Origin of the sequence: Micromonospora sp. MW-13 (assembly GCF_003434305.1) — a bacterium.
Lineage (GTDB): Bacteria > Actinomycetota > Actinomycetes > Mycobacteriales > Micromonosporaceae > Micromonospora.
Genome location: NZ_QKKX01000022.1, coordinates 1 through 25,153, shown reverse-complemented (window position 1 = coordinate 25,153; position 25,153 = coordinate 1). Strand labels below are relative to the sequence as shown.

The following is a 25,153-nucleotide window of genomic DNA, read 5'->3' as shown; positions in this document are numbered from 1 at the left end:
TCTGCCAGCCGGCGTCCCACCGACCGGCGCCGGGGCGGTGCGGGAAAACGCGGACGGGCGGGGTGGTCGCCCACCCCGCCCGTGCCGGCGCACCGGACGCGTCAGTCGTTCGACTTCTCGTCCCCCGGGGTCACCAGCAGCACCCGGCGGCGGCGGGAGAGCACCAGCAGCGCCCCACCGGCCAGCAGCACGGCGCCGCCGACGCCACCGATCAGCCCGGCCTGCGCGCCGGTCACCGGGAGCCCGCCACCACCACCGCCGGTGCCCGGCGAGTTGGTCGCGCTCGGCCCACCCGACGGGCCCGGGGTCGGGGTGCCGGTCGACGTCGGGGTGGGGGTGGGGGTGGGGGTGGGCTGCGCGGACAGGTCCACGAAGACGTCGAAGACGGCCTGGTTGTCGAGCTCGTCCGTCTCGGTGAAGGCGCGCCGCTGGGCCGCCGAGGCGACCTGCGGCTCCGCCTCGGGAGCACCCTGCGCCTCGTCCAGCCCGGACGCGAAGAGTTCGCCGATGCGCAGCACCGGCTGGTCGGCGTCCGCGGCGACCTTCACCCGGACGTCGTCGGTGTAGTACTCGCCCGGCCGGAGCACCGCGCCGGAGTCCTCGCAGAACGCCTGGGCCAGGCCGCGGATCTCCTGCTCGACGCAGTTCTCGGGCAGCTTCGCGAAGCTGACCTTGGCCGGCAGGGTGATGGTGTAGAAGACGCCGGTCGCCCGGCGGCTGCCGTCGTTGTAGATCGCCCAGTCCAGCGGGGCGGTCGCGCCGCGCGGGATCGGCTTGAGGTCCGGCTCGTTGCTCTGCGCGCCGTCGACCACGACGTTGGCGTACCCGTCCTGGACCCAGGAGGTGAGGTCGTAGCCGGGTCGGGTGACGGTGACGTCGACGGTCTCGCTGTTGTCGTCCGTGTTCGGGTCGGCGGTCGCCGAGGTGATCGTCACCGTCAGCGCGCCGCCCTTGCCCCGGGCGCCGGTGCTGAACAGCGGGATCCCGAAGTCCTCACTGGTGCCGCCGGCGAGGTCGCCGAGCAGGCAGGTGAAGGCGGTGCCGGAGACGTCGCAGCCGTCGGGGACCACGACACCGACCCGCTTGGTCAGGCCCTTCGTCTCCACGGTGACCCGGACGTCCCGGGCCGCCACCGAGCTGCGGGTGTTGTTGACGATGAACTTGAACGGCTTGGCCTTGGCCGCCTTGACGCCCAGGGCCAGGTTCTCGCTGATCGGGACGAGCGCCAGGTCGGCCTGGTCGGCTGCCTGGGCCGGGGCCGCTGCGGTGGCCAGGCCACCGGCGGCCAGCAGCGCCACGGCGCCCACCCGGGCCAGGGCCGAACGGTGGAACGAGGTCATTGATCCCCCGGGGTTAGGGAAGGAGGGAGGTTTTGCGGAACCGAGCGGACGTTATCCGAGGTAGATCGAATGCGCCAGGAGTGGACTCGGCAATTCATCCGTCCGGCCCCCACCCGTTACGACGGTGGGGGCGGGATGGTCACCCATCCCGCCCCCACCGCCGTGCTCTATGTGAACGGCCCCCACGGGCCGATGGAGGACTGGGCCTCGAACCACGTCGCGAGGGACGTTAGCGACCCGCGCTGGCCTGCGCGACCCTTCCGGGCGACAGGACGCACACCAGGTCCGACAGGCCGAGCAGAACTGTCCGGACCGCCGATCGGCTCACCGGCCGACCGGCCGGTGAGCGCTCGCCCAGCGTGCCCGCCGGTGCGCGGTGGGTCAGTTGACCTCGACCAACGGCAGCGGCCGGCCCGCACCGCCGCCGGGCATGGCGATCGACGAGAAGTGCGAGACCACCCGGTCGTCGGTCGGGTCGTCGGCCGGGGTGCGGTGCACCGCGAGCCGGCGGTAGAGGGTGTCCCGCTGGGCCGGGATGCGGTCGGCCGAGCGGATCATGCCGATCAGCTCGTGCAGGTTGGAGCGGTGCCGGGCGCCGGCCGAGGAGATGACGTTCTCCTCCAGCATGATCGAGCCGAGGTCGTCCACCCCCATGTGCAGGGCGAGCTGCCCGACGTCCTTGCCGGTGGTCAGCCAGGACGCCTGGAGGTGCGGGACCGTCTCGAAGAACAGCCGGGCCACCGCGACCAGCCGCAGGTACTCCAGCGTGGTGGCCTGCGTGCGGCCCTTGAGGTGGTTGTTCTCCGGCTGGTACGTCCACGGGATGAACGCCCGGAACCCCCCGGTGCGGTCCTGTACGTCGCGGATCATCCGCAGGTGCTCGATCCGTTCGGCGTTGGTCTCGCCGGTGCCCATCATCATCGTCGCGGTCGACTCCAGGCCCTGCCGGTGGGCCAGTTCCATGACCTCCAGCCAGCGCGCGCCGGACTCCTTGAGCGGCGCGATGGCCTTGCGCGGCCGGTCCGGCAGCATCTCGGCGCCGGCGCCGGCGATCGAGTCCAGCCCGGCCGCCTTGATCCGGGCGATGGCCTCGTCGAGGCCGACGCCGGAGACCTTGGCCATGTGCAGGATCTCGCTCGGCCCGATCGAGTGGATGGCGAGCTGCGGGTACGCCTTCTTCACCGAGGAGAACAGCTCCTCGTAGTACTCCACCCCGTAGTCGGGGTGGTGGCCGCCCTGGAGCATGACCTGGGTGGCGCCCAGCTCGACCGCCTCGCCGCAGCGGCGCAGGATCTCCTCGGTCGGGTGGGTCCACCCCTCCCGGTGCTTCGGAGCGCGGTAGAAGGCGCAGAACTTGCAGGCCGTCACGCAGACGTTCGTGTAGTTGATGTTGCGGTCGATCAGGTACGTGACGATGTCGTCGGGATAGCGCCGCCGGCGCACCGCGTCGGCCGCCTCGCCGAGGGCGTGGAAGGGCGCCTCGGTGTAGATCAGCAGGGCCTCTTCGGGCGTGATCCGCCCGCCGTCCGCGCCGCGCTGCAGGATGTCGTCGATCTCCCGGCTCACACTCACGCCCCCGAGCCTACGTCGCCCCGCCCCCGGCCGGCCGGACCGGACTCCTGTCGACCACGACACAGCCCGTCCCGGGACAGTCGGAGACGCGAGGACTTACCCGAGATCAATCGATCAATTAACATGCGTAGATGATCACGGAGCTACCTCCCCCCGACCCTCGACCACTACCCCGCCGGGCGCTGCTCGGCCTCGTACCCGTCGCGGCCACCGCGCTGGCCCTGGCGACACCGGGCCGGCCGGCGCGGGCGGCGACGCCCCCGGCCCTGGAGTGCCTCGCCGACCTGATCGCGGCCTGATGGCCACCATCCCCTGGCTCGCCGACGTGCTCCGCAGCGCCGGCGTCTCGGTGGTCGAGCACGGCAACTGGCTGGGCCGGGTGGCCGGCAGCTCGTTCGCCCCGATCGGCGTGCTCTGGCACCACACCGCGGCCGCCTCGGCGTCTTCCACGTCATCTCGGGTGGGCGGGCCAACCACGCCGGCGTCAGCCGGGGCAGCGGTCCCATCCCGGCCGGCGACGGCAACACCCTGATGGTCGGTTGGGAGATCGACCACAACGGGGTCAACCAGGCCATGACGAACGCCCAGTACTCCGCCTCGGTGATCGCGACCGCGGCCGTGCTGCGGCAGCTCGGCCGGGATGCCAGCTACGCCCGGGGACACCGGGAGACCAGCACCAGCGGCAAGACCGACCCCTCCTTCATCGACCTCGACTCGATGCGCGCCGACGTGGCCCGCCAGCTCGCCGGCAGCCCACCCCTCGACCTCACGGAGAACGACATGAAGCTGATCCAGTCCACCAACCGGGGCATCGCCCTGGTCGGCCCCGGCTACTTCCGCCAGCTCAGCAACAACGAGGAGGTGACGGCCGCCGTCGCGCTGGTCGGCAACCCCTTGATCGGCAACGACCGCCAGTTCGACCTGTGGCGCAGCATCGCCTACGACGGCCAGGTCAAGGCCCCGTCGGCCTGACACAGACGATGAACACGTACTCCCGCCGCCAGGCGCTCGCCCTGGCGTCCACCGGAGCCGCCCTGGTCGCCACGGGCGTCGGGCTGTCCCAGGCGGCCTCCGGCGAGCCGGCCCAGGCCGCCTGCTCGTCGATCCCGCCGAACGCCGACGACGCCGTCCTGACCGCCGTCTACCAGGTCGCCACCGGGCTGTCGGCCAGCGAACGGGTGCTGCTCGCCGGCTTCGAGGCGGGCTGGGTGGAGTCGCGGATGAACAACCTGCCCTGTGGCGACTCCGACTCGTTGGGCGTGTTCCAGCAGCGTCCCTCCCAGGGCTGGGGCACGCCCGAGCAGATCATGAACGTGTCGTACGCGGCCAACTCGTTCTTCGTCCGGGCCATCCCGCTGGCCGCCGCCAACCCGGGTTGGACGGCCGGGCGGGTGGCGCAGGGCGTGCAACGCTCCGCCTTCCCGGACCGCTACGACGCCGCGCAGGCCACCGCACAGGCGCTCATCGCCCGGGCCCGCGGGCTGACCGCCCCACCCCCGCTCGACCTCTGGAAGGACGACATGAGGCTGATCCAGTCACCCGGCCGGGGCATCGCCCTGGTCGGTGCCGGCTACTTCCGCCAGCTCAGCAACAACGAGGAGGTGACGGCCGCCGTCGCGCTGGTCGGCAACCCCCTGATCGGCAACGACCGCCAGTTCGACCTGTGGCGCAGCATCGCCTTCGACGGCCAGGTCAAGGCCCCGAGCTGACGCCCACGCGGGTGGCGGGGCCCGGGGAGGATGGCGGGATGCTGCTGCTGGTACCCGCCGACCCGCTCCGGCCCCGCCACCCGGACCCGCACTTCGCGCCGGAGGCGACGACTGCCCGGGAGGCCGGCGTGCCGGTCGCGGTCGTCGACCACGACGCGCTCGCCCGGGGTGACGCCGACGCCGCCCTTCGACAACTGCCCGAGGAGACCGAGGCGGTCTACCGCGGCTGGATGCTCCGCTCCGAGCGGTACACCGCCTTCGCGGACGCGCTGGCCACGCGAGGCGTCACGCTGCGTACCGGTGCCGAGCAGTACCGGCGGGCACACGAACTGCCCGGCTGGTACCCGAAGCTGAGGCCCGTGACGCCGGCCACGACGTGGACCGTGGGGGCCGGGCGGGACGCGTTCGACCGGGCCCGAGCCAGGCTGGGCGACGGCCCGGCAGTGCTCCGCGACTACTGCAAGTCGATGAAGCACCACTGGGACGAGGCGGCCTTCATGCCCGATCTGGCCGACCCTGAGGCCGCCTGGGCGGTGGCCCGCCGGTTCCTGCAGCTCCGCGAGGACGACTTCGTGGGCGGTTTCGTGCTGCGCCGCTTCGAGCTGTTCACCTCGGCCGAGGTGCGGACCTGGTGGCGGGACGGCCGGTGTGTGCTGGTCGGCCCGCACCCGGACACCCCGGACCGACCCCCCGCCGTCGACCCCGACCTGACCGCCGTCGCGCCGCTGGTGGCCGGCCTGGGACTGCCCTTCGTCACGGTCGACCTGGCACTGCGCGACGACGGTGAGTGGCGGGTGATCGAGCTGGGGGACGGCCAGGTGAGCGACCGGCCCACCACCGTCGACCCAGCACGCCTGCTCACCCCGTTGCTGGCCTGAGGGCAGCCGGCACCGGGCCGACGCCACCGGCCGGTCACGCCACCAGGAGTGACTACCCCGACGGGCAGTCACCTGCCGCCGGACAGTCAGGCCCGATTCGGTACGCCGACGACGAAGGCGGCCCAGGCCGAGAGGTCGAAGCCGAGCACCGGCCCGGCCGGGTCCTTCGAATCGCGCACGGCGACCGCGCGGGTCAGTTCCACGACCTCCACGCAGTTGGCGTTGGACCCGCTGCGGCTGGACTTGCGCCACGCCGCGGCGGGGACCTCGGCGACCTCGACGCAGTTGGCGTTCGTGCCGCTGCGGCTCGACTTGCGCCAGACCGCGCCCGACAGCTCGGCAATGATCATCGACGGCTCACTCCCGCTCGTGCTCCGTTGCCACCCGCGCAACGAGCCGCGCCGACTCGGCAGGGCTCAGCGCCATTCGCGCCAGCCTATCCGCCTCGCCCCGGAAGTACGAGACCTGCGGCGCCTCCTCCAGGAACAACCCGGAGAGCTTGTGGTCGAGGTAGACCACGGATCGGTTGCGGGGGAAGTCGAGCAGCGCGAAGGAGCCGTCGAGCCCGGTGTGCGCGCCGACCGCCAGCGGCACCACCCGCAGCGCGACGTGCGGCCGATCGGCCGCCTCCGCCAAGTGCCGCAGTTGCCGGGCCATCACCTGCCGGTCGCCGACAACCCGGCGCAACACCGCCTCGTCGAGCAGGGCGTGCAGCCGGGGCGGCTCGGCGCGGCTGAGGACGGCCTGCCGGCCGAGCCGGGCGGCCACCCGGGCCTGTGCCTCGTCCTCCGGCACCCCGCCGCCACGCATCACCGCCTTGGCGTAGTCCGGGGTCTGCAACAGGCCCGGGATCAGCAGCGGCTCCCAGTTGACGATTCCGCTCGCCTCCGCCTCCAGCCGGATCAGCGTCCGGGACTCCTCGGAGAGCCCGCCGATCTGCTCCCACCAGCCCGACTCGGCGGACCGCTCCGCCATCCCGAGCAGCCGCTTGCGCTCGTCGCCGGTCACGCCGTAGACGACCAGCAGCGAGGCGACGTCCTCGACGCGGATGCCCTGGATGCCCGTCTCCATCCGGGACAGCTTCGACGGCTGCCAGCCGAGCCGCATCGCCACCCGGCGTTGGGCCAGCTTGCGGGCCTGCCGCAGCTCCCGCAACTCACCACCGAGACCCCGACCGACGACGGTCGGCTGGTTCGCCACGGGCATCCGTTACCTCCACTCAACGCAGGACCATCGCCGACACGGTGACGATGTCGCCACGCTGAGTATTGACTTGATCTCGTCGTTGCACAACCATCACCAGCAACGTTGCTACAACTGGTTGCAATCGATCGGAGGTCGCCGTGACGGCGGAGATCCGCAAGCCTCACCAGCCCGCCTGGCTCCAGCCGTACGACCCGGCGGATTCTCCGGGGCCGATAACGTCGGTCATCGAACGCTTCCGGCGGCGAGGGCGCACCGAACAGCCGCAGCCGTCCGAGGCGGAGCGGGAGGCGGCGCGGCACATCGTCGTGCTGGTGCCGCCAGAGGCCGCGGAGGCGCTCGGCGACGACCGGGGCGAGGTCGGGCTCCAGATGTTCCGCGACGGCGACTGGGATCACAACCCGGCACACCTGGACGAGGCGGTCAGGCTGATCGAGGAGGCCTGCGGCGAGCCGGTCGTCCTCGCGGAGCACCAGTCCGACCTGACCTACTGGACCGCCCACGTCCGCCACGGCGACCGACCGCCGTCGGCCTGAATTGCTAAACAGTTCCGGCAAAACGCCTGAATCATTGCATGATTCAGGCATGCTGCACTCGGCGCCCAGGCTGACGAGCGAGGACGAGCGCGTCCTCGCCGAGCTGGAGACGATGCGGGAGGCCCTTCGATACCGGGTCGCCGAGCCACGCCGGTGGAGCGGGCATCTGCGCAGGTCCCTGATCGCCCACGCGATCCAGGGGTCGAACTCAATCGAGGGTTACCAGATCGGGCTGGACGACGCCGTCGCTGCGGTGACCGGGGAAGATCCGATGGAAACCAGTCCAGGCATCTGGGGCGTCATCACCGGATACCGGGATGTTCTCACCTACGTGCAGCAACTGGGCCATTCCCGCGAGTTCGCCTGGTACCACATGCTCCTCAACTCCCTGCACTTCATGATGATGCGGCATGAGCTGGCCAAGTGGCCGGGGCGGTACCGACCCGGCGACATCTACGTCGACGAATCCCACACCGGCCGGCGCGTCTACACGGGGCCGGATGCTGACGAAGTGCCGTCCCTGGTCTCCGAGCTGGTCGACTGGCTCACCGGCGGGGAGTCCGACAGCCCACTCCTCGTTCGGGCGTCGATGGCGCATCTGAACCTGGTCAAGATCCATCCATGGCGCGACGGGAACGGGCGTATGTCGCGGTGCCTGCACACTCTGGTCCTCGCCCGCGACGGCGTCCTCGCACCCGAGTTCTCTTCGATCGAGGAGTGGCTGGGTGCCGGTCGGAACACCTACGCCTACTACGACGTGCTGGCCGAAGTGGGCGGCACGAGCTGGCGACCGGCGAACGACACCGGCCCGTGGATCCGGTTCTGCCTGAGCGCCCACCACCAACAGGCGCAATTGGTCCGGCAGCGCCTCGACCAGGCCGCCCGCCTGTGGGAACTGCTCGACGACCGGGTGCGCCAGGGCGGGCTTCCCGAGCGCGTGGTCAGCGCTTTGCAACTCGCGGCGACCGGCGGCAGGGTTCGCCGGACCGTCTACCAGCGCGACGAGGCCCTCACGGACGACCAGGCCGTTCGTGACCTTCGCGCCCTGGTGCGGGCGGGATTCCTCCAACAACACGGTCAGACCCGTGGTAGGTACTACGTCGCGTCAGGGACGCTACGCGAACTCGCCGCTCCCGCACGCCGCCCCAGAGAAATCATCGATCCGTACCGGTGCTGACCGCTGAAGAACCTGGAGGCGCGACCGTCGTGCCGTCAGGCCGCCGTAGATCACCAGCAGGGAGGCGACGTCGGCCGCGCGTGGATGCCTTGGATGCCGGTCTCCATCCGCGACAACTTGGAGGGCTGCCAGTCGAGCCGGGTCGCCACCCGCCGCAGCGGCGGCTTGCGCGCCTCTCGCAACTCGCGTAGCTCGGGCGCGGAGCGGCCGTCACTCACCGAGGCGGAGCGGGAGGCGTCCCGCTACACCCACGTCCACCACGGCGACTGATCGCCCCTACCGGGAATGCCCGAACTTGGAGGAAGGCCAAGAAGTCAGCTCAGCCTGCGAAGGCATGCCGCAGCGCCTCCTGGTTCCACCGCAGGATCTCCTCGGGGTCATCCTGCTGCCGGGCTAGATAGTGCGCCGCGACGCAAGCGTCGTAGTCGTCGGTACGCCCCACCCATGCCTGTTCGAACAACGCCCGTACATCGGCCGGCCACTGGCTGACGCGACGATCCTGAGCTGAGGGCTCGACCATGTCGAGGGTCAAGCGGGCGGAGCACGACCACCCAGCTCCGCACGGCTGGGATGTGACGACGGCTCAGAACAGCGGATTCTCACCGCTGGGCGATTCCTTTCCGGGATGCCGATGACGCGCACTTCTGCTCGACAACCGCGGGCCTGCCCCGTAGGTGACCGAAGGTCCTCGCCGTGACTCGGAGATCCTCACCAACAGCCCGTCGTCCACCAGGCCGCCGAGCAAACGCGATGTCGCCTGCGCGTCCAGGTCGAGTGCGACGCGCACCATACGGGCATTGACCTGGCCAGCAGCCTGCAACAACTCGATGACCTTGCGCCCGGCGTCGTCTCGCTGCCCCCGCCGATAACGAACTGCCGGGCCCAACCCACTCAATGCCGAGCTTCGCAACCGGTAGTTGGGGTGCCGGCGCCGCGCCGTCTCACGGGTGGGTTCCAGCATCGCCACCGGCTCCGTGCTCAGCCGAAGCAGCACCTCTTCGGCCTCGATGACGTCCTTCTGCAACAGAGGGACGGCATCGGCAGCGGAAAGGTAGCGATGAGTCAGCAGGTGGTAGAGGATCAGTAGGGTGTCCGCGTCGTCCTGCTCCACCTCAGGCAGGGCTGCGACGTAACGAGCGACATGCCGGTTCGGTGCCCCACCCAGCAATGTCACGGTGACCTGGTCCGGCTCCTCCAGGTAGCGCGGTGGCTGGTGGCCGACCCGGACCATTTCCCGGTACATCCGGTCCACTCCGACGCCTGCTTCCTCTGCGAGCCCCAGCACCCGGACAGATCCAGCAAGCAGCGGATTCCGAGGCCTGGAGGTGGTGGTCAGGATGTTCTCCACGGTCACGCCGAAAACCAGCGGACCTGGCGAGGCCACCACCAGCCGCGTGGGAGCATGCTCGATGCGCACCGGTCCACCCAGGCGATAGTCACGATGCACCAGCGCGTTCACCACCGCCTCGCGCACTGCAGCCTCTGGCAGATCCGCCAACTGCACCTGTTGCCCTCCGGGCAGGTTGACCGGAGTCTTGTCCACCCGCGCATCGATGAGTTCGAGGACTCGTACCAGCGCCGGCAGCAGCGGCCCCGGTATGCGCTGCACGACAGTCGGCTCGCCGGCCGGTGTCTTGCGGAACTGGTAGACCACCCGGTCCAGCCCGTTGCCCTGCGCGCCCGTTGGTTCGGCGAGTAGTAGCGCACCGGCTCGGGTGAGCCGGCCAGCATCACTCACCACACCTAAGATCCTCAACAGGTCGCCATCGGTCTCGGTCGCATAACGGCGTCGCGCCGGGTCGGGGCTACGTCGCAGGAGAGTGCGCGCCATGTCCAGCGCGACCGGTGAGACGTCCGCGCGGGTCAACTCGGCATCTTGAGCGGACCAGTCATCGTTGCGCCGGTCCGCCAACGCCGACGCGATCTGCACGGCGGTCATCGGAACGCAGGACGTGCCAACCCGGTGCGTGGCTCGTTGATCGACCTGATGGATATCGGGGCTACGGGGAACGGCGATGACAAGCAGTCGCCGGTTCGAGAACTCGATCTCCTCGCTGAGCACGGTCAGCGCCGGCTGGGTCAGCTCATAGATCCGCTCGACTACGCGGATTGGATCCAGATCGGTGCCCGCAAAGGCATCCGCGCCGGGAACCTTGTCGTGCACGCCGACGACCAGGGTTCCGCCGATGCCGTTGGCGAAGCAGGCGGCGGCTGCGGCCAGATCACGGAGCGTGTCCTCCCGAGATCTGCCTTGACGCTTGAAATCAAGGGTCCTGGACTCCAAGGCAGCGGCGGTTTCGCCGGCCAGGATACGAGGCAGCGCACTCTCGTACTCGCGCCCGGTCATCTCGGTTTCCCATCAGTTTAGACACGACCTGCAGAGTGCAGGGTAACGCAAAACTCTGAGAAAACTCGGAGGCGCGACCGTCGTGCGGTCAGGCGTCGTAGTCGACGGTGAGCGTGTCGGTGAGCGGGCTGGACTGGCAGGTCAGGACGTATCCGGCGGCCACCTCGTCCGGCTCCAGGGCATAGTTGCGGGCCATCGTGACCGCGCCGTCGACCACCTTCGCCTTGCAGGTCGAGCAGACCCCGCCCTTGCAGGCGTACGGCAGCTCGGCGCGCACCCGCAGCGCCGCGTCCAGCACGCGCTCCTCGCGGCCCATCGTGACGGATGACGACCGGCCGTCCAGCACGATCGTGACCTCGGTGCCGGCGTCCGCCCGGTCGGCCGGGCGGCGCGGCGGCGCGGGGGCCTCGGCGACGTGGAACAGCTCCGTGTGCACCGCCGACTCCGGCAGGCCGCGCTCCGCCAGCACCGCCTTCGCGTCGACCACCATCCCGTACGGGCCGCAGAGGAACCACTCCTCGATCGCGTCGCCCGGCACGATGGTGTCCAGCAGCCGGCCCAGCCGCCCGGCGTCGATCCGCCCCGACAGCAGCGGCGACTCGCCCCGCTCGCGGGAGAGCACGTGCACCAGGTGCAGCCGGGCCGGGTACCGGTCCTTCAGGTCCGCCAGTTCCTCGGCGAACATCACCGAGTTCGCCGTGCGGTTGCCGTACACCACGGTGAAGGTGCTGGCCGGCTCGACGGCCAGGGCGGTGGCGACCAGCGCGAGCACGGGGGTGACGCCGGAGCCGGCGACCACCGCGCCGTAGCGGCGGGCCCGGTCCGGCGCGAACGCCGTGGTGAAGTTCCCGAGCGGGGGCAGCACCTCGACGGTGTCGCCGCCGCGCAGGCTCCCGCAGGCGTACCCGGAGAACGCGCCGCCGGGGATCTCCCGCACCCCGACCCGCAGCCGGCCGTGCCGGGCCAGGTCATCCGGCGTCGAGCAGATCGAGTACGACCGCCGCACGTCCTGGCCGTCCTCCCCGACGCGCCGCACGGTGAGGTGCTGACCGGCGCGGAACGCGAAGGTGTCCCGCAGTTCCTCCGGCACGGCGAAGGTGATCGCCACGGCGTCGGCGGCGAGCCGGTCGACGGCGGCGACGGGCAGCGGATGGAAGGCCGGCCGGCGACGGACCGGGCGGGTGATCGTGACAGTCACAGCGCCTTCAGGTGGTCGAAGGGTTCGGAGCAGGAACGGCAGCGCCAGAGCGCCTTGCACGCGGTGGAGCCGAACCGGCTGACCTGCTCGGTCTCCGGGGAGCCGCAGCGTGGGCAGCGGACGGCGAGGGTCAGCGGCACGACCGGACCGGACCGGGCCGGGCCGGGCGGGGCGATGCCGGCGTCGGCGAGCTTCGCCCGACCGGTCGCGGAGATCCAGTCGGTGCTCCAGGCCGGGCTGTAGACGGTGCGGACCGCCGCGTCCGGGTGGCCGGCGGCGGCGAGCGCGCGGCGGATGTCGGCGCGGATCACGTCCATCGCCGGGCAGCCGGTGTAGGTGGGCGTGATGGTCACGGTCACCCGGCCGGTGGTCGGGTCCTCGTCGACCGCCCGCAGGATGCCGAGTTCGCCGATGGTGACCACCCGGATCTCCGGGTCCACCACCGCCGCCACGGCCGCCCTGGGGTCACTCACCAGTACCATCCTTCGCTCGCGACTGCGGGGCTCCGCTTCGCTGCACTCCTCGCGCTCACCAGTACCATCCTTCGTTCGCGACTGCGGGGCTCCGCTTCGCTGCACTCCTCGCGCTCACCATGGCCGCCCGTCGTTCGCGACTGCGGGGCTCCGCTTCGCTGCACTCCTCGCGCTCACCAGATCGCCCCCGGGTGGGCGCGGTGCAGCACCTGCATCTCGGCGAGCAGGTACGACAGGTGCTCGGTGTGCCGGCCGTCCCGCCCGCCGGCCGGTGCCCAGCCGTCCGCCGGCCGGGCCAGCGTGGCCTCGGCGAGCACCGGGTCGACGGTGGCGTCGAACGCCGCGCGCAGGGTGGTCGGGTCGACCGGCGCGCCCGGGAACGGCGCGAACAGTTCGTGGACGTACGGCCAGACCTGGTCGACGGCGGCCTGCATCCGGCGGTGCGACTCGGCGGTGCCGTCGCCGAGCCGCCGCGCCCAGAGCGAGGCGTGGTCGAGGTGGTACGCGGACTCCTTGCGCGCCTTGGCCCCGATCGCGGCGAGCCGCTCGTCGGCGCAGCCGGCCAGCGCGGTGTACAGCGGGAGCTGGTACGCCGACAGGAAGAGCAGCTTCGCCATGGTCACCGCGAAGTCGCCGTTGGGCAGCTCGACCAGCAGGCAGTTGCGGAACTCCCGGTCGTCGCGCAGGTACGCCAGCGCGTCCTCGTCCCGGCCGGCGCCCTCCAGCTCGCCCGCGTACGTGAGCAACAGCCGGGCCGCGCCGAGCTGGTCGAGGGCGATGTTGGCCAGCGCGACGTCCTCCTCCATCTCCGGGGCGCGGGTGGTCCACTCGGCGAGCCGCTGCGCGGCGATCAGCGCGTCGTCGCCGAGGGCGAGGGCGAGGTCGAAGGGGCCGTTCACAGGTGGGCCACCCCGTCCGGGACCTCGTAGAAGGTGGGGTGGCGGTAGACCTTGTCGGCCGCCGGGTCGAAGAAGGCGTCCTTCTCGTCCGGGCTGGACGCGGTGATCGCGCCCGCCGGCACCACCCAGATCGACACCCCCTCCTGGCGGCGGGTGTACAGGTCCCGGGCGTTGCGCAGGGCCAACTCGGCGTCGGGGGCGTGCAGGCTGCCGACGTGGGTGTGCGCCAGCCCGCGCCGGGCCCGCACGAACACCTCCCAGAGCGGCGACGGCTCCGGTCCCGCCGGTTGCTGTCCCGCTCGCTCGCCGCGCTCGCTCACGCTGCCACCCTCTCCTGCTCCGCCGCCCGCTGGGCAGCCCGCTCCGCCTGCCTGGCGGCGTACGCCGTGGCCGCCTCCCGCACCCAGGCGCCGTCGGCGTGGGCGTGGCGGCGGTGCTCCATCCGCTGCCGGTTACACGGCCCCTGGCCCTTGATCACCCGCATCAGCTCGTCGTAGTCGGGCTGGGTGTAGTCGTACGCCTGCCGCTCGTCGTTCCAGCGCAGGGCGGGGTCGGGCAGGGTGAGGCCGAGGATCTCGGCCTGCTGCACGCACATGTCGACGAAGCGCTGCCGCAGCTCGTCGTTGGAGAACCGCTTGATCTTCCACGCCATCGACTGCGCGGAGTGGGTGGAGTCGCCGTCCGGCGGGCCGAACATGGCCAGCGACGGGTACCACCAGCGGTCGACCGCGTCCTGCGCCATCGCCCGCTGGGCGGGGGTGCCGTGGGCCAGGATGTGCAGGATCTCGTAGCCCTGCCGCTGGTGGAACGACTCCTCCTTGCAGACCCGGATCATCGCGCGCGCGTACGGCCCGTAGGAACAGCGGCAGAGCGGGACCTGGTTGACGATCGCCGCGCCGTCCACGAGCCAGCCGATCACGCCCACGTCCGCCCAGGTCAGCGTGGGGTAGTTGAAGATCGAGCTGTACTTCTGCCGCCCGTCGAGGAGGAGTTGCACCAGTTCGTCCCGGCTGACGCCGAGGGTCTCCGCGGCGGCGTAGAGATAGAGGCCGTGCCCGGCCTCGTCCTGCACCTTGGCCAACAGGATCGCCTTGCGTTTGAGCGAGGGCGCCCGGCTGATCCAGTTCCCCTCCGGCTGCATCCCGATGATCTCGGAGTGCGCGTGCTGGGCGATCTGCCGGATCAGCGTCTTCCGGTACGCCTCGGGCATCCAGTCGCGGGGCTCGATCTTCTGGTCGGCGTCGATCACGTCGACGAAGTACGTCTCCAGGTCGGCGTCCGGACCGGGGGCGCCGACGCGCTGCCGGGCCGCCGCCTCCCGCAGCGCCGTCTCCGCCGCCTCCACCTCGCCGAGCAGGCCACCGCCGGGCGCGTCCTGCGGGGCGGGGAAGTCGTTGCCATACATGACAACAAGTGTTACAGCTCGCGACGCCTGACACCAGAGGGTGTCACAGGTTTCCGAAGACACCTTCCGCCACGAATCGGCCACTCAGGGTGCCGACGCAGGCTGGATGGCGGATATGACATGGGTCACTGAACAAAGGTGAAAGCCCCCAAGAATGGCAAAGCGGTCCATTATCCCGCCTTCATAGCAACCTGACAGGCGTCGGATCCTGGCGTCAGGGCCGTCCGGACGTAGACTTTGCCGGTCACACCGATCGGCTGCCGACGATTGCCAGCGCCAGACGGAGGCCACTTCCCCCGGCCTCGGCGATCACGCCGACCCTTTCGGAAAACGACCGGTCCCCCGGCCCTGACATCTGGAGCTCATCCACTCATGCGACCTCGCGTGGCCATGGTGCTCGCCGTCGTGGCGGTCCTCCTCGGCAGCGCCATGCTGGTTCCCGCCGCGTACGCCCGGCTCTCCGACGACGACACCGGCGGATCCGGCGGGGGCGCGCAGAGCGTGCCGGTCCCCGAGCCGACCGCCCCACCGCCACCGACCCTGGCCGCCGGCCCGGTCTCGGTGAGCTTCTCCGGCGAGTTCTTCTCCTGGGCCCTGATGGACCGGGCCACCGGCACCATCTCCGGCTCGAAGAACCTGGCCTCGACCAACTCCACCGAGTCGATGATCAAGGCTTGGTTCGCCGCCGACTACCTGCGGCAGCTCGGCGACAAGCCGCTGTCCGCCGAACGGCGCAAGCAGATCAGCACGGCGATCCGGGACAGCAACGACGACTCGGCCAACGCGCTGTACTCGGCAGTCGGCAAGGCCGCGACGATCAAGCGGATGATCAGCACCTGTGAGCTGACCGACACCAAGTCCGGCAACGTGCCCGGCTACGTCGGCTGGTGGAGCTTCACCCGGATGTCACCCCGGGACGCGGTCCGGCTCGGCGACTGCGTCGCCGACGGCACGGCCGCCGGCCCCAAGTGGACGTCGTACCTGCTGGACGAGATGAGCAAGGTTCGCGGCAGCGTCAAGGAGCAGCAGACCCGCTCCGGCGGCGGCAAGTGGGGAATCGTCGACGGGCTGCCCGCCGAGATAAGGACGCAGGGCCCGGTCAGTATCAAGAACGGCTGGACCCCGTTGAACTACGACGGGAACTGGCACGTCAACTGCCTTGCGGTCACCGAGAAGTGGAGCCTCGCCGTCATGCTGCGTTACCCGCAGAAGAGCGGTCTGTCCTACGGCGCGAAGGTCTGCGCCAGCGTGGCGACCCAACTGGTCACCCCGCAGCCGGGCGCCGCGCTCAAGGTGCCGCAGCAGCCGGTCGGGAAGCTCTGATGGCGGGCAGCCGCCGGGCCCGCGGCGGGGAGGCATCTCCGCTGCGGCTGATCGTGATCGCCGTCGTCCTGATCGGGCTCGTGCTGGTGTCGTTACGGCTGATGCCCGGCTCCCCGCTGGCCTCGGCCGCCGCCGCCAGGTGGGGTGACCCGTCCGCCCCGGTCGACCGGGCGGCCGACGCCCCGCCGGACCGCAGCTCGCGCCCCAGCCCCAGCCCCAGCCCCACCGCCAGCCCGTCGCCGTCGCCGGAGCCGCTGCCGTTCGCCGACAGGCAGATCGACCTCGACATCGAGGGCTGGTACGCCTGGAGCGTGCTGGACACCCGGACCGGGAAGATCATCGGTTCGAAGAACATGGACGAGACCAGCACCACCGCGTCGCTGATCAAGGCCTGGATCGTCGCCGACTACCTGCGCCGGGCCGACGAGGCCGGGCAGACGCCGAGCGACGCGAAGCTCGCCGACGCCACCCGGATCATCCGGGACAGCGACAACACCCGGGCCGAGCAGTTCTACAACTCCGTCGGCCGGTCCGCGTCGATCAAGCGGCTCATCTCCATCTGCAAGACCACCGACAGCAGCGTCGCCGCCGACGGGGGCTGGAGCCGGACGAACCTCTCCCCCCGGGACACCGCGCGACTCGGCGCGTGCATCAAGGACGGTCGCGCGGCGGGACCCGAGTGGACCAAGTGGCTGATCAACGAGATGCGGCTCGTCCGAGGCGCCGGTGACTTCGGCATCCGCAAGGCGTTCCCGGAGTCGGAGCGGAAGAAGATCGCCATCAAGAACGGCTGGATCGACCGGACCAGGGAGCAGGAGATGCACATCAACTGTCTGGCCATCGGCGACGACTGGACGATGGGCGTGATGGTCCGCTACCCGATCGGCATGGGCTACGAGTACGGCATGAAGAACTGCCAGAAGATCACCGAGGCGGTGCTGCGCTCGACCACCTGACGGGCGGGCGTGTCCCCGCCCCGCAACGGCGGGGTGGCCGGTCCGGGGGGCCCGGTGTGGGCGTCCCCGCACCCCACCCGGTCCACGCCGTCAGCCGGCGAAGAACCGCGGGCCGCCCTCGGGCAGGGCGGGGGCCTCGCCGATCTCGGCGGCCCGACGGGCGAACTCGCGCAGCCCGGCCACCTGCCGCGCGCCGAGCGAGAAGTCCAGCGCCCGGAAGTACGTGGCCAGGGTGTCCGCGTCGAACGGCTCCCACCGGGCGCCCGCCTCGGCCACCTGGTCCAGCTCGACGAGACAGAGGTCACGCGAGCGCAGGAACGCCTCGTGCACCTCCTTCACCAGGCCGGGGTGGGCGGCGGCGAAGTCCCGGCGTACCGCCCAGACGGCGAAGACCATCGGCAGCCCGGTCCAGTCCCGCCAGGCCTGGCCGAGGTCGGTGACCTCCAGGCCGCGCCCGGGCGCCTCGTAGAGCGCCCGCAGCGCCACGTCGCCGATCAGCACCCCGGCGTCCGCCTCCAGCAGCATCTGGGTCAGGTCGGGCGGGCAGCGGAAGTACTCGGGGTGCACGCCGTACCGCTCGCCCAGCAGCAGTCGGGCCAGCAGCACGCCCGTGCGGGACGTCGAGCCGAGGGCCACCCGGCCCCCGTCCAGCTCGGCGAGCGGCCGGGTCGACACCACGTTGACCGAGAGCACCGGGCCGTCGCTGCCCACCGCGAGGTCGGGCAGGAGCAGCAGCTCGTCGGCGTGGCGCAGGTACTCGACGTGCGAGATCGGCCCGATGTCCAGGTCACCGGCGACGAGCGCGGCGCTCAGCCGATCCGGCGAGTCCTTGTGCAGGTCGACGTCGATCAGGGCACCGGAGCGCATCAGACCCCAGTAGATCGGCAGGCAGTTCAGGAACTGGATGTGTCCGACCCGGGGGCGGGCGATGCGGTCAGCCATGCTGTGACCGTATCCCCGGGGCCCGTCCGGGGCTCAGCGGGCGGCTCTCGAAGTGGCCAATTCCGCATCCGGCCGCAGGACCGCCCCGCCCCGCCGGGCGGCGGCGACGCGCTCCGCGCGAGCTGCCCGGGCGACCGGGACGGCGAACGCCCCGACCGCCAGCGTCCCCGCGAGGCCGCACGCCGCCACCAGCGGTCGGGGCTCAGCCAGCTCCAGCAGCAGGCCGCCCGCCGCGAACCCGACCATCGAGGCGCCCTGGGTGGCCGCGCCGAACACGGCGTACGCCCGGCCCAGCGCCACCTGCGGCACCCGGCGTGCCATCAGCACGTTGTTCAGGACGTTGTCCCCGCCGTTGGCCACCCCGCCGAGCAGCCAGACCGGCACCAGCAGCCAGGCGGACGGCACCGCGGCGGAGACCAGCACCGCGACGCAGCAGCCGCCGAGCAGGAGCAGGCCCGTGCCGAGCAGCCGGCCGTCGTCGGTGAGCCGGCGGGCCAGCGGGGCGAGCGCCCACGCACCCAGCACGACGCCGAGCGTCCAGGACCCGGTGACCAGCCCGTAGACCGTGGTGGAACTGCCCAGCGTCTCCCGGATGAAGAACACCTCGATCACGTTGATCGCCCCCACCGCGCCGATCACCCCGGCGAGCGAGGCCACCATCGCGACGAGCAGCCGGTCCCGGCGCAGCCGCCAGCCCGCTGCGGTCGGCCCGGCCCCGCGCGTCGCCGGCTCCGCCCCGGGCGTCGGCCCTGCCCCGGGCGTCAGGGCGGCGGACCGGGCACCGCCCCGGCGCGTCCGGATCAGCAGACCGGCGGCGACCAGGACGAGGTAGCTGGCGGCGTCCACGAGCAGCGGCAGGCGGGTGCCAAACCCGCCGACCAGCAGACCGGCCAGCGCGGGGCCGGCGAGTGCGCCGAGGGTGCCGGCGGTCTGGTTGAGGGCGCTGGCCCGGGGCAGGTCGGCCGGCCGCACCATCGCCGGCACCAGCGCGGAGAGCACCGGCTGGGTGACCGCGAGGCCGGCCGCGAGCAACGCCACCAGGCCGATCACCAGGGCCGGGTGCCGGGCGTACGCGAGGGCCAGACAGATCGCGGCCTGGGCCAGGCCAGCCCCGACCAGCAGGGTGCGGGAGTCCACCCGATCGGCGAGCCGCCCGGTCAGCGGGGCGAGCGCGACCAGCGGCAGGGTCGCCGCGATCAGCAGCCCCGACACGGCCGTCCCGCCGGCCCCCGCGGACTGCAGGGCCAGGGTGAGGGCGCTCGCCGCGAGGAAGTCCCCGCAACTGGAGACGCCCCGGGCGACGGTGGCGAGCCAGACGTCGGACCAGCGCGACCGAACAGATGCGAAGGACATGCTTCGAAAATAATCCTTCACACTTGCCGCTGGCAATCCCCTCCAGCCCGGCAGGGCCGCTCAGTCGATGGGTACCGACCGCCACTGCACCGCGACGGTGCGCGCATCGGCCGGCGGGTCCTGCCGCAGCCGGCGGCGGTACGGTTCCAGCAGGCCATGGACGGCCTCGTTGAGTGCGGCCAACTCCTCGGCGGTGAGCAGCAGCACGCTGTCGCTGAACGAGCCGACGGCGTACCACTCCGGGGACTCCTCAGGCGCCCGGCGGAGCCAGTCCCGGGTCCGCTGCGTGTCCCGCGCGATGTGCGCCTCCACGAGGGCCAGCTCGGCGGCCCGCGCCTCGGAGTCGGCCGCCTGACCCGCGTCCACGTGGTAGGACGGGCTGAACGCCCGCCACACCCGTTCCCTGGCGTCCCCCCGGCTCGGCGCCTGCTCGACCAGGCCGAACCCCGCCAGCGCCCGCAGGTGGTAGCTGGTCGCGCTCGGCGAAAGCCCGACCAGCTCCGCGCACTCTGTGGCGGTGGCCCCGCCCGGAAGCGAGCTGAGATGCTCCATGATCGCGAGCCGGGCCGGGTGGGCCAACGCCCGCATCACCTGCGGATCGCTGATCGTCACCCGCTGCCGCTCGGGCCGTGCCTCGGTCATGGCCCCCATGATCCCGCCCACGGGTCGCCGGTGCCATCGACCCGTCGAGGAGGGCGTCGTTCAACCGCTGATCGTCGTCGCTGTGCCGAGGGCCTGATCGAGGGTCGCCAGGGAAAAGGCACGTTTGTGCTGGGAGCACGGGAACAGCACGAATAGCGGCGTTGCTCGACGTCAGATCCGCACCGACCTTGGATGCGCTCCGACGTGGCCGAGTACGTCCGCGACGGGGCGGCCGGACGGGGCGTAGACTGTTCGCCCCCGCCGACGGCCGCGGTGTCGAGCACCGCAGCGGACGTCCCGCGCCGGCCCCCGATGTCGGAAACGCGAGCGGCAGCGTTTGTTTCCCTCGCCGAGGAGTACGTCGGATGACCCTGCACGCCCCCGTTTCACTCGACACCGAACTGGCCGCCGAACGGGCCCACCTGGACGCGTCCCGCGCCGCGCTGGCCCGCATGCGCGAACGGACCGAGGCCCTCTTCGCCACCGGCCACAACGTCGCCGGCGACGCGTTCACGGCCGAGACGCTGGGGCGCACCCTGTCCCGTCGCGTCGCCGAGCTGGCCGACCAGCCCGACACCCCGCTGTTCTTCGGCCGGCTCACGTTCGGCGACGAGAAGCACCACATCGGCCGCCGCCACGTCACCGACGACCTCGGCGAGCCCATGGTGCTGGACTGGCGGGCGCCGGTGTCCCGGGCGTTCTACCGGGCCAGCGCCCGCGACCCGCAGGACGTCACCGTGCGCCGCCGCTTCGGCTTCGACCGTGGCGCGCTGACCAGCTTCGAGGACGAGCGGTTGGACCGGGGCGAGGAACTGGGCACGGCCAGCCGCATCCTCACCGCCGAGATCGAGCGCCCCCGCGTCGGGCCGATGCGGGACATCGTCGCCACCATCCAGCCGGAGCAGGACGAACTGGTCCGCGCCGACCTGGCCGACTCGATCTGCGTGCAGGGCGCGCCGGGCACCGGGAAGACGGCGGTCGGCCTGCACCGGGCGGCGTACCTGCTCTACCTGCACCGGGAACGGCTGCGCCGCTCCGGGGTGCTGATCGTGGGGCCGAACCGGGCGTTCCTGTCGTACATCGCGGCGGTGCTGCCGGCGCTCGGCGAGGTCGAGGTCGCGCAGGCGACCGTGGAGGATCTGATCACCCGGGTGCCGGTGCGGGCGGTCGAGGACCCGGCGGTGGCGACCCTCAAGCACGACCCGCGGATGGCCGAGGTGCTGCGCCGGGCGGTCGAGTCGCGGGTCGCCGTGCCGGCCGAGCCGATCATGGTGTCCGACGGGTCGTTCCGCTGGCGGATCGGCCTCGACCCGCTGCACCGGGTGGTCGAGGAGACCCGCCGGGAGGGGCTGCCGTACACCACCGGGCGGGAGCGGGTCCGGGCCCGGGTGGTCGGCCTGCTGCAACGCCAGTCCGAGGCCCGCCGGGCGGAGTCGCCGAGCGATGCCTGGCTGCGCCGGATGGGCAAGTGCCGCCCGGTCGCCGACTTCCTGGACGCGGCCTGGCCGGCGCTCACCCCGGAGGGCCTGGTGCACAGCCTGCTCGCCGACCCGGCGGCGCTCGCGGCGGCGGCCGACGGGGTGCTCACCGACGCCGAGCAGGCGCTGCTGACCTGGGCGAAGCCGGCGCGCACCCCGAAGGCGACGAAGTGGACGGCGGCCGACGCGGTGCTCGTCGACGAGGCCGCCGGGCTGCTGGAGCGCCCCGCCGGCTTCGGGCACGTGGTGGTCGACGAGGCGCAGGACCTGTCCCCCATGCAGTGCCGGGCCATCGCCCGGCGCAGCGAGCACGGGTCGATCACCCTGCTCGGCGACCTGGCCCAGGGCACCGCCCCGTGGGCCGCCCGCAACTGGCGGGAGTCCCTGGCCCACCTGGGCAAGCCGGACGCGGCGGTGGTGCCGCTGAGCGTCGGCTTCCGGGTACCCGCCGCCGTGGTGGCGTTCGCCAACCGGCTGCTTCCGGCGCTTGAGGTCGACGTGCCCCCGGCCGAGTCGCTGCGCCGCGACGGGACGCTGGACGTGCGTACCGTGGCCGACCCGGCGGCGGCGACGGTGGTCGAGGTGCGCGCGGCGCTGGGCCACGACGGCTCGGTGGGTGTGATCGCCGCCGATGACGCGGTCGCCGGGCTGCGCGCGGCGCTGGCCGCCGCCGGGATCGACACCGCCACCGCCGACGAGGTGGAGGCCGCCGCGCGGGTCACCGTGGTGCCCGCGACCCTGGTCAAGGGCCTGGAGTACGACCACGTCGTGGTCGTCGAGCCGGCCGCGATCGTGGCCGCCGAGCCGCGCGGGCTGCACCGGCTGTACGTGGCGCTCACCCGGGCGGTCTCCCGCCTGACGGTGCTGCACACCGCCCCGCTGCCCGCCCCGCTGGGCTGAGCGACGGGTCAGCCGCACCGCACCGGCTCTAGGCGATCGCGGGACCGGCCGAATGCCTCTGTCCCCGGTGGCGCGCGGGGGGTACACCATAGGGCGGCGGCAGCCGTCCGCCCGCCGATCCGAAGGAGCCGTCATGATCCTCGCCCGCGCCGACCAGGCCACCCGCCGGTACGGCGACGTGCTCGCCCTCGACCGGGTCAGCCTCGACGTACGCGCGGGCGAGCTGGTCGGCCTGCTCGGCCCGAACGGCGCAGGCAAGAGCACCCTGCTGAACCTGCTGGTCGGGCTGCGCCGGCCCACCGCCGGCCGGGTCGAGCTGTTCGGCGGCGACCCGCGTGACCCCGCCCACCGCCGGCAGATCGGGGTCACCCCGCAGGAGACCGGCCTGCCCGGCACACTGCGGGTCGGGGAGGTGGTCGACTTCGTCGCCGCCCACTATCCGGACCCGGTCCCCCGGGGCGAGCTGCTGGACCGGTTCGGCCTCACCGACCAGGCCCGGCGGCAGACCGGCGGGCTCTCCGGCGGCCAGCGCCGCCGGCTGGCCGTCGCGCTCGCCTTCATCGGCCGGCCCCGGCTGGTGGTCCTCGACGAGCCGACCACCGGGCTGGACGTCGAGGCCCGGCGCACCCTCTGGGAGGCGATCCGCGGCTTCCACGCCGACGGCGGCACCGTGCTGCTGAGCAGCCACTACCTGGAGGAGGTGGAGGCGCTGGCGCACCGGGTGGTGGTGATCGGACAGGGCCGGGTGCTGGCCGACGACACCACCGAGGCGATCCGCGGGGTGGTCGGCGTACGTCGGGTCAGCCTGGTCGCGGACGACCTGCCGGCGCTGCCCGGGGTGGTCCGGGTCGAGCGCGTCGAGGACCGTACCCACCTGCTCACCACCGACGCCGACCGGCTGGTGCGGGAACTGGTGGCCAGCGGAGCGCCGTTCCACGACCTGGAGGTGCGCCCGACCTCGCTGGAGGAGGCGTTCCTCGCGATCACCGCGCCCGGCGGGCAGGACGCCGTCCCCGCCGGGGCGGACGCCCCACCGACCGCCACCGACCACGCCGGCCAGCCCGCCGCCTCCTGAGGAGACACCGGTTCCCGTGAGACTCGCCCTCGTGCACGCCCGCTACCAGTTGCTGGAGACGATCCGCATCCCGGTGGCGGTCTTCGGCAGCGCCTTCTTCCCCGCCGTGTCGATGCTCTTCTTCGTGGTCCCGTTCGCCGGGGACGACCCGACCGGCGCGACCTACGCCACCGCCGCCATGGTCACCTTCGCCGTGATGAGCGCCAACATCTTCCAGTACGGCGTCGGGGTGGCCGAGGACCGCGCCCAGCCCTGGAACCCGTACACCCGCACGCTGCCGGCCGGGCCGGCGCCGCGCTTCGCGGGCCGGGTGCTCGCGGGGCTGGCGCTGACCCTCCTCTCCCTGCTGCCGGTGGTGGTGATCGCGGCGCTGCTCACCGACGCCCGGATCAGCCCCGGGGCGTTCGGCCTCGCCGTCGCCGCGGTCGGGCTGATCTCGGTGCCGTTCACCCTGCTGGGCCTGGCCATCGGGTACGCGCTGCCGAGCAAGGCGGCGATCGTGGTGGCCCAGGTCGTCTTCTTCCCGCTGGCGTTCGGCGGCGGGCTGCTCTCCGCCCCGGGCGACGCGCCCGCGTTCGTCGAGACGATCGCGCCGTACCTGCCGACCCGGGGGGCGGTCGAGCTGATGTGGGCGGCGGTCGGCCCCTGGCGTCCCGCGCCGCTGTCGGTGGCCATGCTCGGCGTCTGGATCGTGGTGCTGGCGGCCCTCGCCGGGTGGGCGTACCGGCGCGACGAGGGACGCCGCTTCCACTGACGCGCCGCGCGGAGGCCCGGCGGTCGACGCCCACCCGGGGCAGTTCGCCCCAATTCCGCCCGCCCGGCCCGGCGGCGATGCCAGGATGCGGGCAGGGCGTCCCGCCGGGGCCGCCCCCTGCGGAGAGGGGTCAGCGTGAGCACCGTCCCGCCCGGCACGCCGTGCTGGGCCGACCTGGCCACCCCGGACCTGGCGGACGCGCGGCGCTTCTACCCGGAGCTGTTCGGCTGGACCGGCCGGGTCGCCCCGCAGCCGGAGGCGGCCGGCTACACCACCTTCCTCAAGGACGGCCGGTCGGTGGCGGGCGCCGGGCCACCGGCCACCCGGGACCAGGTGCCGATCTGGTCGACGTACGTGGCGACGGACGACGCGGACCTGGTCACCACCCGGGTGGAGGCGGCCGGCGGGCAGGTGCTGGTCACCCCGTTCGACGTGTTCGACCAGGGTCGGATGGCGGTCTTCGCCGACCCGGCCGGCGCGGTGTTCAGCGTCTGGCAACCGATGGCCCACCCGGGGGCGGAGCTGTTCAACGCCCCCGGGGCGATGAGCTGGAACGAGCTGGTCACCCCGGATCCGGAGGGTGCGAAGGTCTTCTACGAGCTGGTCTTCGGCTGGCACCCGGAGGAGCAGCCGACGGAGCCCGTCACGTACACCGGGTGGCGGTTGGGCGGACGGGTCGTGGCCGGGATGATCCCGCCGCTGGGCGACGGCTTCCCCGCCGATCTGCCGGCGTACTGGACCGTCTACTTCGCCGTGGCGGACGCCGACGCCACCGCCGCCCGGGCCGCCGAGCTGGGCGGCACGATCCTGGTCCCGCCCCGCGACATCCCCCAGGGTCGGCTCGCCGCCCTCCGCGACCCGCAGGGCGCCCTCTTCTCCGTCATCGCCCTCGCCGGCTGAGTCCGGCACGGGGGCGGACGGGGACCACCAGCGGGCCGTGCTCGCCGGGCAGGACGCGGACGGAGGCCCGGTAGTGGGTCGCCAGGAGGTGGT

28 protein-coding genes are annotated in these 25,153 nt (G+C 72.4%); 13 read left to right on the top strand and 15 right to left on the bottom strand.

Annotated features, from left to right (window positions below; translation table 11 throughout):
* Positions 1-101 precede the first annotated feature (101 nt).
* Both C5N14_RS13400 and mqnC read right to left on the bottom strand, forming a co-directional pair.
* Positions 102-1,340, bottom strand: a complete 1,239-nt coding sequence (locus C5N14_RS13400; RefSeq protein ID WP_117668419.1) for an LPXTG cell wall anchor domain-containing protein — start codon at positions 1,338-1,340, stop codon at positions 102-104.
* A 381-nt stretch (positions 1,341-1,721) separates the two neighbouring features.
* A complete protein-coding gene (gene mqnC / locus C5N14_RS13395; RefSeq protein WP_117668418.1) occupies positions 1,722-2,912 on the bottom strand; it encodes a cyclic dehypoxanthinyl futalosine synthase in 1,191 nt (396 codons plus the stop codon).
* 131 nt (positions 2,913-3,043) lie between these two features.
* Between mqnC and C5N14_RS32130 the strand changes: the two genes are divergently transcribed.
* Genes C5N14_RS32130 through C5N14_RS13380 form a run of 5 tightly spaced genes read left to right on the top strand, consistent with a single transcriptional unit; the run spans position 3,044 to position 5,499 of the window.
* Positions 3,044-3,211 (top strand): hypothetical protein, encoded by a 168-nt coding sequence (locus C5N14_RS32130; RefSeq protein ID WP_165878101.1) that lies wholly within the window; start codon positions 3,044-3,046, stop codon positions 3,209-3,211.
* Positions 3,211-3,444, top strand: coding sequence for a hypothetical protein (locus C5N14_RS33080; RefSeq protein WP_243639552.1), 234 nt, complete (start codon positions 3,211-3,213; stop codon positions 3,442-3,444). The genes C5N14_RS32130 and C5N14_RS33080 overlap by 1 nt, the downstream gene beginning before the upstream one ends.
* The gene (locus C5N14_RS13390) at positions 3,366-3,884 is read left to right on the top strand and encodes an N-acetylmuramoyl-L-alanine amidase (protein WP_371685841.1); all 519 of its coding nucleotides are present in this window, start codon (positions 3,366-3,368) and stop codon (positions 3,882-3,884) included. Before C5N14_RS33080 ends, C5N14_RS13390 begins: the two co-directional genes overlap by 79 nt.
* 8 nt (positions 3,885-3,892) lie before the next feature.
* On the top strand, positions 3,893-4,621 hold the full coding sequence (locus C5N14_RS33965) for a hypothetical protein (protein WP_207892728.1): 729 nt from the start codon (positions 3,893-3,895) through the stop codon (positions 4,619-4,621).
* A 38-nt stretch (positions 4,622-4,659) separates the two neighbouring features.
* Entirely contained in the window at positions 4,660-5,499 is an 840-nt protein-coding gene (locus tag C5N14_RS13380) for an ATP-grasp domain-containing protein (RefSeq protein ID WP_117668417.1), read from the top strand.
* Between the two features lie 86 nt (positions 5,500-5,585).
* Here C5N14_RS13380 and C5N14_RS13375 read toward each other — a convergent pair whose 3' ends face one another.
* On the bottom strand, positions 5,586-5,849 hold the full coding sequence (locus C5N14_RS13375; RefSeq protein ID WP_117668416.1) for a DUF397 domain-containing protein: 264 nt from the start codon (positions 5,847-5,849) through the stop codon (positions 5,586-5,588).
* 7 nt (positions 5,850-5,856) lie between these two features.
* Complete coding sequence (locus tag C5N14_RS13370; protein WP_117668415.1) at positions 5,857-6,705, bottom strand: helix-turn-helix transcriptional regulator; 849 nt, start codon at positions 6,703-6,705, stop codon at positions 5,857-5,859.
* Positions 6,706-6,842: 137 nt separating this feature from the next.
* Here C5N14_RS13370 and C5N14_RS13365 point away from each other — a divergent pair, with 137 nt between their 5' ends.
* Positions 6,843-7,238, top strand: a complete 396-nt coding sequence (locus C5N14_RS13365; RefSeq protein WP_117668414.1) for a hypothetical protein — start codon at positions 6,843-6,845, stop codon at positions 7,236-7,238.
* Positions 7,239-7,287: 49 nt separating this feature from the next.
* Positions 7,288-8,415 carry a Fic family protein gene (locus tag C5N14_RS13360; protein ID WP_243639550.1) on the top strand — a complete coding sequence of 376 codons (1,128 nt, stop codon included), beginning with the start codon at positions 7,288-7,290 and terminating at the stop codon, positions 8,413-8,415.
* Between the two features lie 50 nt (positions 8,416-8,465).
* On the opposite strand, the gene C5N14_RS34170 is transcribed toward C5N14_RS13360, so the two are convergent.
* The 8 genes from C5N14_RS34170 to paaA form a co-directional block, all read right to left on the bottom strand.
* Entirely contained in the window at positions 8,466-8,564 is a 99-nt protein-coding gene (locus tag C5N14_RS34170; RefSeq protein WP_371685840.1) for a hypothetical protein, read from the bottom strand.
* Positions 8,565-8,734: 170 nt separating this feature from the next.
* Positions 8,735-8,947 (bottom strand): hypothetical protein, encoded by a 213-nt coding sequence (locus C5N14_RS13350; protein WP_117668413.1) that lies wholly within the window; start codon positions 8,945-8,947, stop codon positions 8,735-8,737.
* Positions 8,948-8,998: 51 nt separating this feature from the next.
* A complete protein-coding gene (locus C5N14_RS13345; RefSeq protein WP_117668412.1) occupies positions 8,999-10,762 on the bottom strand; it encodes an ATP-binding protein in 1,764 nt (587 codons plus the stop codon).
* A gap of 88 nt (positions 10,763-10,850) precedes the next feature.
* Positions 10,851-11,960: a 1,2-phenylacetyl-CoA epoxidase subunit PaaE gene (paaE, locus tag C5N14_RS13340; protein ID WP_117668411.1), complete on the bottom strand. Its 1,110-nt coding sequence runs from the start codon at positions 11,958-11,960 to the stop codon at positions 10,851-10,853.
* Positions 11,957-12,442, bottom strand: a complete 486-nt coding sequence (paaD, locus tag C5N14_RS13335) for a 1,2-phenylacetyl-CoA epoxidase subunit PaaD (RefSeq protein WP_371685839.1) — start codon at positions 12,440-12,442, stop codon at positions 11,957-11,959. Before paaD ends, paaE begins: the two co-directional genes overlap by 4 nt.
* A gap of 164 nt (positions 12,443-12,606) precedes the next feature.
* Positions 12,607-13,332 (bottom strand): 1,2-phenylacetyl-CoA epoxidase subunit PaaC, encoded by a 726-nt coding sequence (gene paaC, locus C5N14_RS13330; protein ID WP_117668409.1) that lies wholly within the window; start codon positions 13,330-13,332, stop codon positions 12,607-12,609.
* Positions 13,329-13,652: a 1,2-phenylacetyl-CoA epoxidase subunit PaaB gene (gene paaB / locus C5N14_RS13325; RefSeq protein WP_117668408.1), complete on the bottom strand. Its 324-nt coding sequence runs from the start codon at positions 13,650-13,652 to the stop codon at positions 13,329-13,331. The genes paaC and paaB overlap by 4 nt, the downstream gene beginning before the upstream one ends.
* A complete protein-coding gene (gene paaA, locus C5N14_RS13320) occupies positions 13,649-14,737 on the bottom strand; it encodes a 1,2-phenylacetyl-CoA epoxidase subunit PaaA (RefSeq protein ID WP_117668407.1) in 1,089 nt (362 codons plus the stop codon). Before paaA ends, paaB begins: the two co-directional genes overlap by 4 nt.
* Before the next feature lie 372 nt (positions 14,738-15,109).
* Here paaA and C5N14_RS13315 point away from each other — a divergent pair, with 372 nt between their 5' ends.
* Positions 15,110-16,060, top strand: coding sequence for a hypothetical protein (locus tag C5N14_RS13315; RefSeq protein ID WP_117668406.1), 951 nt, complete (start codon positions 15,110-15,112; stop codon positions 16,058-16,060).
* Positions 16,060-17,016, top strand: coding sequence for a hypothetical protein (locus C5N14_RS13310; protein WP_117668405.1), 957 nt, complete (start codon positions 16,060-16,062; stop codon positions 17,014-17,016). The genes C5N14_RS13315 and C5N14_RS13310 overlap by 1 nt, the downstream gene beginning before the upstream one ends.
* A gap of 90 nt (positions 17,017-17,106) precedes the next feature.
* Here the strand turns inward: C5N14_RS13310 and C5N14_RS13305 are convergent, their stop codons facing one another.
* Genes C5N14_RS13305 through C5N14_RS13295 form a run of 3 tightly spaced genes read right to left on the bottom strand, consistent with a single transcriptional unit; the run spans position 17,107 to position 19,953 of the window.
* Positions 17,107-17,958 carry a menaquinone biosynthetic enzyme MqnA/MqnD family protein gene (locus C5N14_RS13305; RefSeq protein WP_117668404.1) on the bottom strand — a complete coding sequence of 284 codons (852 nt, stop codon included), beginning with the start codon at positions 17,956-17,958 and terminating at the stop codon, positions 17,107-17,109.
* A 33-nt stretch (positions 17,959-17,991) separates the two neighbouring features.
* Complete coding sequence (locus C5N14_RS13300; RefSeq protein WP_117668403.1) at positions 17,992-19,311, bottom strand: MFS transporter; 1,320 nt, start codon at positions 19,309-19,311, stop codon at positions 17,992-17,994.
* Positions 19,312-19,371: 60 nt separating this feature from the next.
* The gene (locus C5N14_RS13295) at positions 19,372-19,953 is read right to left on the bottom strand and encodes a helix-turn-helix transcriptional regulator (protein ID WP_117668460.1); all 582 of its coding nucleotides are present in this window, start codon (positions 19,951-19,953) and stop codon (positions 19,372-19,374) included.
* Positions 19,954-20,318: 365 nt separating this feature from the next.
* Between C5N14_RS13295 and C5N14_RS13290 the strand changes: the two genes are divergently transcribed.
* The 4 genes from C5N14_RS13290 to C5N14_RS13275 all read left to right on the top strand — a co-directional run bounded on the left by C5N14_RS13290 (position 20,319) and on the right by C5N14_RS13275 (position 25,060).
* A complete protein-coding gene (locus C5N14_RS13290; RefSeq protein WP_117668402.1) occupies positions 20,319-22,331 on the top strand; it encodes an AAA family ATPase in 2,013 nt (670 codons plus the stop codon).
* 133 nt (positions 22,332-22,464) lie between these two features.
* Positions 22,465-23,406, top strand: a complete 942-nt coding sequence (locus C5N14_RS13285) for an ABC transporter ATP-binding protein (protein WP_117668401.1) — start codon at positions 22,465-22,467, stop codon at positions 23,404-23,406.
* A 16-nt stretch (positions 23,407-23,422) separates the two neighbouring features.
* A complete protein-coding gene (locus C5N14_RS13280; RefSeq protein WP_117668400.1) occupies positions 23,423-24,160 on the top strand; it encodes an ABC transporter permease in 738 nt (245 codons plus the stop codon).
* 135 nt (positions 24,161-24,295) lie between these two features.
* Positions 24,296-25,060: a VOC family protein gene (locus tag C5N14_RS13275; protein ID WP_117668399.1), complete on the top strand. Its 765-nt coding sequence runs from the start codon at positions 24,296-24,298 to the stop codon at positions 25,058-25,060.
* Positions 25,061-25,153 lie beyond the last annotated feature (93 nt).

Bases quoted from the DNA above. Each gene is read 5' to 3' on its own strand.
- paaD (WP_371685839.1), bottom strand. From the start codon at position 12,442: ATGGTACTGGTGAGTGACCCCAGGGCGGCCGTGGCGGCGGTGGTGGAC.
- C5N14_RS13295 (WP_117668460.1), bottom strand. From the start codon at position 19,953: ATGACCGAGGCACGGCCCGAGCGGCAGCGGGTGACGATCAGCGATCCG.
- C5N14_RS13315 (WP_117668406.1), top strand. From the start codon at position 15,110: ATGCGACCTCGCGTGGCCATGGTGCTCGCCGTCGTGGCGGTCCTCCTC.
- C5N14_RS13300 (WP_117668403.1), bottom strand. From the start codon at position 19,311: ATGTCCTTCGCATCTGTTCGGTCGCGCTGGTCCGACGTCTGGCTCGCC.
- C5N14_RS13310 (WP_117668405.1), top strand. From the start codon at position 16,060: ATGGCGGGCAGCCGCCGGGCCCGCGGCGGGGAGGCATCTCCGCTGCGG.
- C5N14_RS33080 (WP_243639552.1), top strand. From the start codon at position 3,211: ATGGCCACCATCCCCTGGCTCGCCGACGTGCTCCGCAGCGCCGGCGTC.
- C5N14_RS13360 (WP_243639550.1), top strand. From the start codon at position 7,288: ATGCTGCACTCGGCGCCCAGGCTGACGAGCGAGGACGAGCGCGTCCTC.
- C5N14_RS13305 (WP_117668404.1), bottom strand. From the start codon at position 17,958: ATGGCTGACCGCATCGCCCGCCCCCGGGTCGGACACATCCAGTTCCTG.
- C5N14_RS13370 (WP_117668415.1), bottom strand. From the start codon at position 6,705: ATGCCCGTGGCGAACCAGCCGACCGTCGTCGGTCGGGGTCTCGGTGGT.
- C5N14_RS13400 (WP_117668419.1), bottom strand. From the start codon at position 1,340: ATGACCTCGTTCCACCGTTCGGCCCTGGCCCGGGTGGGCGCCGTGGCG.
- C5N14_RS13345 (WP_117668412.1), bottom strand. From the start codon at position 10,762: ATGACCGGGCGCGAGTACGAGAGTGCGCTGCCTCGTATCCTGGCCGGC.
- C5N14_RS13375 (WP_117668416.1), bottom strand. From the start codon at position 5,849: ATGATCATTGCCGAGCTGTCGGGCGCGGTCTGGCGCAAGTCGAGCCGC.
- C5N14_RS33965 (WP_207892728.1), top strand. From the start codon at position 3,893: ATGAACACGTACTCCCGCCGCCAGGCGCTCGCCCTGGCGTCCACCGGA.
- C5N14_RS13380 (WP_117668417.1), top strand. From the start codon at position 4,660: ATGCTGCTGCTGGTACCCGCCGACCCGCTCCGGCCCCGCCACCCGGAC.
- paaA (WP_117668407.1), bottom strand. From the start codon at position 14,737: ATGTATGGCAACGACTTCCCCGCCCCGCAGGACGCGCCCGGCGGTGGC.
- C5N14_RS32130 (WP_165878101.1), top strand. From the start codon at position 3,044: ATGATCACGGAGCTACCTCCCCCCGACCCTCGACCACTACCCCGCCGG.
- C5N14_RS13285 (WP_117668401.1), top strand. From the start codon at position 22,465: ATGATCCTCGCCCGCGCCGACCAGGCCACCCGCCGGTACGGCGACGTG.
- C5N14_RS13290 (WP_117668402.1), top strand. From the start codon at position 20,319: ATGACCCTGCACGCCCCCGTTTCACTCGACACCGAACTGGCCGCCGAA.